This is a genomic window from bacterium (genome assembly GCA_030654305.1).
Lineage (GTDB): Bacteria > Krumholzibacteriota > Krumholzibacteriia > LZORAL124-64-63 > LZORAL124-64-63 > PNOJ01.
The window spans coordinates 1-5,035 of record JAURXS010000408.1 but is presented as its reverse complement, the minus strand read 5'-3'; the positions used below and the strand labels follow the sequence as shown (position 1 = coordinate 5,035).

At 71.9% G+C, this 5,035-nt stretch carries 5 protein-coding genes; 1 reads left to right on the top strand and 4 read right to left on the bottom strand.

The genetic code is table 11. The annotated features are described in order from the left end of the window. Positions 1-418: 418 nt before the first annotated feature. Genes Q7W29_11830 through Q7W29_11815 form a run of 4 tightly spaced genes read right to left on the bottom strand, consistent with a single transcriptional unit; the run spans position 419 to position 4,260 of the window. The gene (locus tag Q7W29_11830) at positions 419-1,309 is read right to left on the bottom strand and encodes a UbiA-like polyprenyltransferase (GenBank protein MDO9172509.1); all 891 of its coding nucleotides are present in this window, start codon (positions 1,307-1,309) and stop codon (positions 419-421) included. Continuing rightward, complete coding sequence (locus tag Q7W29_11825) at positions 1,306-1,932, bottom strand: flavin prenyltransferase UbiX (protein ID MDO9172508.1); 627 nt, start codon at positions 1,930-1,932, stop codon at positions 1,306-1,308. Before Q7W29_11825 ends, Q7W29_11830 begins: the two co-directional genes overlap by 4 nt. Positions 1,933-1,942: 10 nt before the next feature. Further along, positions 1,943-2,719 carry a ubiquinone/menaquinone biosynthesis methyltransferase gene (locus tag Q7W29_11820; GenBank protein ID MDO9172507.1) on the bottom strand — a complete coding sequence of 259 codons (777 nt, stop codon included), beginning with the start codon at positions 2,717-2,719 and terminating at the stop codon, positions 1,943-1,945. Then, the gene (locus Q7W29_11815; protein ID MDO9172506.1) at positions 2,716-4,260 is read right to left on the bottom strand and encodes a menaquinone biosynthesis decarboxylase; all 1,545 of its coding nucleotides are present in this window, start codon (positions 4,258-4,260) and stop codon (positions 2,716-2,718) included. The genes Q7W29_11820 and Q7W29_11815 overlap by 4 nt, the downstream gene beginning before the upstream one ends. 151 nt (positions 4,261-4,411) lie before the next feature. Here Q7W29_11815 and Q7W29_11810 point away from each other — a divergent pair. Then, on the top strand, positions 4,412-5,035 hold a 624-nt coding region (locus tag Q7W29_11810; protein ID MDO9172505.1), incomplete at its 3' end, for an RNA polymerase sigma factor.

Here is a 5,035-nt window from a genome sequence, read left to right as displayed (position 1 = left end):
CAGGACGCCGGCCAGCATGCTGTAACGAGTCTTCATTCCAGATCCCTTTCACTTGCCCTCGCGGGGGGGCGCTCTTGTCGGGTCCGCAAGGCCGGACCGGGGTGAATTCACGAGGGTCCTTCGGCAAGCCCCGTACCCGCTTGAGGAAATATTGACAGAGGACCTGCAGTCGCTCGACCGGGGCAGGCGGCCGCCGCCGATGCCGGGGCGCGGTATCACGTAACTCTTTGATAGTTATATGATTGATTCGGTGGTTGCCCGTCGGGTCTCCGGCCGGGCGAGGTCGCCCCTCCCGCCGGGAGTCCTGATCAGGACGGGTTCCGTCGTGTCGCGGAAGGGCGCAGAATGCCTCCCTGCGGCTCGGAGGGTGGGCAATACGGAAGCAACGGGGGTCGGATTCTGGACGCCGCGACGGCCCTCAGACCACGTAGACGTCGAGGGCCACGAAGGCCAGCAGGAGCATCCCGATCCAGGAGTTGATGGTGAAGAACGCCCGGTCGATGTGTCGCAGATCGCCGCCGCGCACCAGCCTGTGCTCCCAGACCAGCAGCGCCGTCATGGCCGCCAGGCCCAGGCGCGCGCACAGGCCCAGGTCCGCCGTCACGCCGAACGCCGGCGCCGAGCGGAACGCGAAGGCGAGGCACAGCACGGCCAGCACGTGCAGTCCCTTGGCGATCCCCAGCGCGCCGGGGACGCCGTAGCGCACCGCCAGCGAACGCAGGCCCTCGCGCCGGTCGACCTCGACGTCCTGGCAGCCGTAGATCGCGTCGAAGCCGGCGACCCAGAGCATCACGCCCGCCGACATCCACAGCGGGAACGCGGCGAAGCGGCCGACGGCCGCGAGCCAAGCGCCCGTCGGCGCGATGCCCAGGCCCAGCCCCAGCAACAGGTGCGACCAAGGCGTGAACCGCTTGGCGTAGGAGTAGCCCAAAACCACCGCGAGCGCGACCGGCGCCAGGGCGAAGCAGAGGGGGTTGAGGCTGCGTGCGGCCAGCACGAAGACGACCGCGCTGACCAGCGTGAACACCGCGGCGCCGGCCACGCCGATCCTGCCCGACGGCAGGTGCCGGTCGGCCGTGCGCGGGTTGCGGGCGTCGTAGTCGCGGTCGGCGAGCCGGTTGAAGGCCATCGCGGCGCTGCGCGCGGCGACCATCGCCGCCAGCACGCCCAGCAGCAGGCGCCGCGAAGGGCGGCCGCCGGTGGCGACCAGCAGCGACATCAGCGCGAAGGGCAGGGCGAAGATGGTGTGCTCGAACTTCACCAGCCCGAAGTAGTCGGCGACGGTCCGCCAGCCGCGCCCCTCCTTCACGCCTCACCCCATGGCCGCGCGAGGCGCACCGCGACGCCGAGCTGGTCGCAGACGCGCTGCACGACGAAGTCGACGAGCTCCGCCACGGTCGTCGGGCGGTGGTAGAAGCCGGGCATCGCCGGCAGGATCACCGCGCCGGCGGCGGCGAGCCGGGACATGTGTTCGAGGTGGTGGGCCGCCAGCGGGGTCTCGCGCGGCACGAGCACGAGGCGGCGGCGCTCCTTGATCTGCACGTCGGCGGCGCGGTGCAGCAGGTCGTCGCCGGTGCCGGTGGCGATGCGCGCCAGCGTGCTCATGGAGCAGGGGCAGACCGCCATGCCGCCCGAGGGCGCCGAACCGCTGGCGACCGGGGACGAGAACTCGTGCTTCCCGTACTCGTGCAGCTGCGCGCCGCGGGCGACCGCGATCGACCGCAACTCTTCGACCAGCGCGCGCGGCGGGCGGCCCAGCTCGGCGGCCGCCGTCTGCTCGACGGCGTCGCTGCGCAGCAGCGCCACGTCGCGGCCGGCGTCCAGCAGGACCTCCACCAGGCGCCCGCCGTAGACCAGGCCGCTGGCTCCGGTCCAAGCGACGGTGATCGGGGGCAGCGGGAACGGGGGCGGCGGGATCGTGTCGCGGTCCATGATTCTCCCCTCAGGCGTCGGCGTCGAGCCGCCCGCCGATCAGGTGGGCGATGCCGAAGGTCTGACGTCGCACCAGGACGTCCCGGAAGCCGAATTCATCGAGCAGCGCCGCGAATTCCGCCGGGGTCACGAAGCGGTCCCGGCTGTCGGCGAGGTAGGCGTAGGCGGCGCGGTCGCGGCCGAGCAGCCGGCCCGCCGACGGCAGCGCCAGGTCCAGGGCGCGGCGCAGGGGCCGGGCGGCGCCGCGGCCCGGGCCGACGGCGGCCGGGTCGTCGCGGAAGAAGTCCAGCACCAGCAGGCGGCCGCCCGGCTTCAGGACGCGGCGCATCTCGGCCAGGCCGCGGCGCAGGTCGGCCAGGTTGCGCACGCCGAAGCCGACGGCGACCGCGTCGGCGCAGCCGTCGCGCAGCGGCAGGTCCTGGGCGTCGGCGGCGACGGCGGGGATCACCCCGCCGAGGCCCTTGCCCCGACCGGCCGCCACCATCGCCGGCGTGAAGTCGGCGGCCACGACCCGGCGGCAGCGGCCGCCGCGCAGGGCCGCGAGCCCGAGGTCGCCGGTGCCCGCGCACAGGTCCACCAGCAGGTCGGTGCCGGGATCCAGCGCGCGCACCAGGTCGCGCCGCCAGGCGCGGTCGCGGTTGAAGCTCAGGGCGTGGTTCATGAAGTCGTAGACGCGCGCGATCCGCGCGAACATCGCCCGCACGGCGCGGTCGTGGGCGGCGGGGTCGCGCACGACGCCGTCGCGGCCGCGCGCGTGGACGTGCTCGAGGTCCGGCGCTCCGCTCACTGCCGCCGCCCCGCCAGCGCCAGCAGGTCGCGCCAGCGCTCCGCGACGTCGCTGCGGACCGCGTCGTCCATGCGCACGATCGGCGGCCACTCGCGCCGGAAGCCGTCCTCGCCCTCCCACTTCGCGGTGGCGTCGATCCCCATCTTGCCGCCCAGGAACTGGACGTTGACGGCGTGGTCGAGGTGGTCGACGGGGCCCTCGACGAAGAACGTGTCGCGCTTGGGGTCGATGGAGTTGGTGACGCGCCACAGGACCTCGCGCGGGTCGTGGACGTCGACGTCCGCGTCGACCACCACGATGGTCTTGCAGAACATCATCTGGCCCATGCCCCACAGCGCGTGGCAGACCTTGCGGGCGTGACCCGGGTACTGCTTGCGGATCGCCACGATGGCCAGGTTGTGGAAGCAGGCCTCCGGCGGCAGGTGGTAGTCGACGACCTCGGGCAGCGGCTTCTGCATCAGCGGCAGGAACAGGCGCTCGGTGGCCCAGCCCAGCCACTTGTCCTCCATGGGCGGGACGCCCACGATGGTCGCCGGGTAGACGGGGTCGCGGCGCGAGGTGATGGCCGTCACGTGGAAGACCGGGAACTCCTCGGGCAGCGTGTAGAAGCCGGTGTGGTCGCCGAACGGCCCCTCGCGGCGGCGCTCGCCGGGGTCGACGTAGCCCTCGATGACGAAGTCGGCCTCGGCCGGCACCTCCAGGTCGCAGGTGAGCGCCTTCGTCCAGGCGATCGGGGCGCCCTGCAGGAAGCCCGCGAACATCGACTCGTCGATCTCCGGCGGCAGCGGCGCCGTCGCGGCGTACGTCAGCGACGGCGGCCCGCCCAGCGCCACGCAGACGGGCATGCGCTCGCCCCGCCGCTCGCAGGCGCGGTAGTGGTCGGCGCCGGTCTTGTGCAGCTGCCAGTGCATGCCGGTGGTGCGGCCGTCGTAGACCTGCATCCGGTACATGCCGATGTTGCGCCGGCCGGTCTCGGGGTTGCGCGTGACGACCAGCGGCAGGGTGATGAAGGGGCCGCCGTCCTGCGGCCAGGTCGTCAGCACGGGCATCAGGTCCAGGATGCCGCGCCTGTCCAGCTCCTCGCCCCGGACCACGACCTCCTGGCAGGGGCCGCCGGCGACCGAGCGGGGCATGCCGGCGCTCCAGTCCCGGGCCTTGCCCAGCAGCTTCAACTTCTCCCAGAGCCCTTCGGGGGGCGCCAGCTCCAGAGGCTCGCGCACCCGGGCGACGGCCTCCTCCAGCGACTCGCAGCCCAGGGCCCAGGCCATGCGGCGGCGCGAGGCGAACAGGTTCATGGCCAAGGGCACCGGCCGGCCGTCGGCCGTCGCGGCGCGGGCCGTGCGGCCGGCCCTTTCGCTCCAGCGGCCGGGGCGCGGGTCCTCGAAGAGCAGGGCGGGACCCTCGCCGGCCTTGACGAAGCGGTCGGCGATCTCGCCGGCCTCCAGGACCGGGTCGACGGGCTCGCGGACGCGCACCAGGTCACCGGCCTGCTCGAGCAAGGTGATGAACGCCTTGAGGTTCCTGGCGGGGAGCTCGGCCATGACGGGGCCTTTCGGGGAACGGGGCGCCATCACGACGCCCGATGTGGTATATTCAGCCGAGAACGTAGCAGAGTCGTCACCGGGCGGCAAATCGAGAACCCGCCCCGCGACCGCTCATTCCAGGCAACCGATCCGGGACATCGTCATTGTAATGGCACGAGATGAACATCCCGGGCAGCCGCCCATCCCCAAGGACGTCTTCGACCCGAAGACGGCCGAGGTCGACGATCCGCGCCGGCTCGCCTTCGAGCTGGGGCGCATCCAGGGCGCGAAGATCGATGCCGAGCTGTTCGATTATCTGTACGAGTACTATTACGATCGGATTTTTCGCTTCTTCTTCAACCGGCTCAAGAACCGGGTGGACGCCCAGGACCTGACCGCCGACGTGTTCCACCTCGCCCTGGACCGGTTGTGGCAGTTCCGCTGGCTGAACAAGCCGTTCCAGGCTTGGCTGTACCGCATCGCGGTCAACCGGCTGAACCGCCACCTGAAGCTGGCGCAGCGGCAGAGGAGTTGGCTCGCGCCGATCGACAGCATGGGCGAGGAGGTGTTCGCGGACAGCGAACAGGATCCCGCCCTGAAGCTGGAGAGGTTCAGGCAGCGTCAGCGGATCGAACGACATCTCGCCGAGCTGTCGAACGAGGAACGCAACTGGGTCGCCCTGCGGTATTACGAGGACCTGCCCGTGAAGGAGATCGCCGCGATCTACGGCGTCCCCGAGGGCACGATGAAGGCGCGGCTGCACCGCGCGCTCGGCAAGCTGCGCCGCGCCATG

Excerpts from the sequence above, each read along its gene's own strand:
- Q7W29_11825 (MDO9172508.1), bottom strand. The coding sequence starts at position 1,932 with ATGGACCGCGACACGATCCCGCCGCCCCCGTTCCCGCTGCCCCCGATC.
- Q7W29_11815 (MDO9172506.1), bottom strand. The coding sequence starts at position 4,260 with ATGGCCGAGCTCCCCGCCAGGAACCTCAAGGCGTTCATCACCTTGCTC.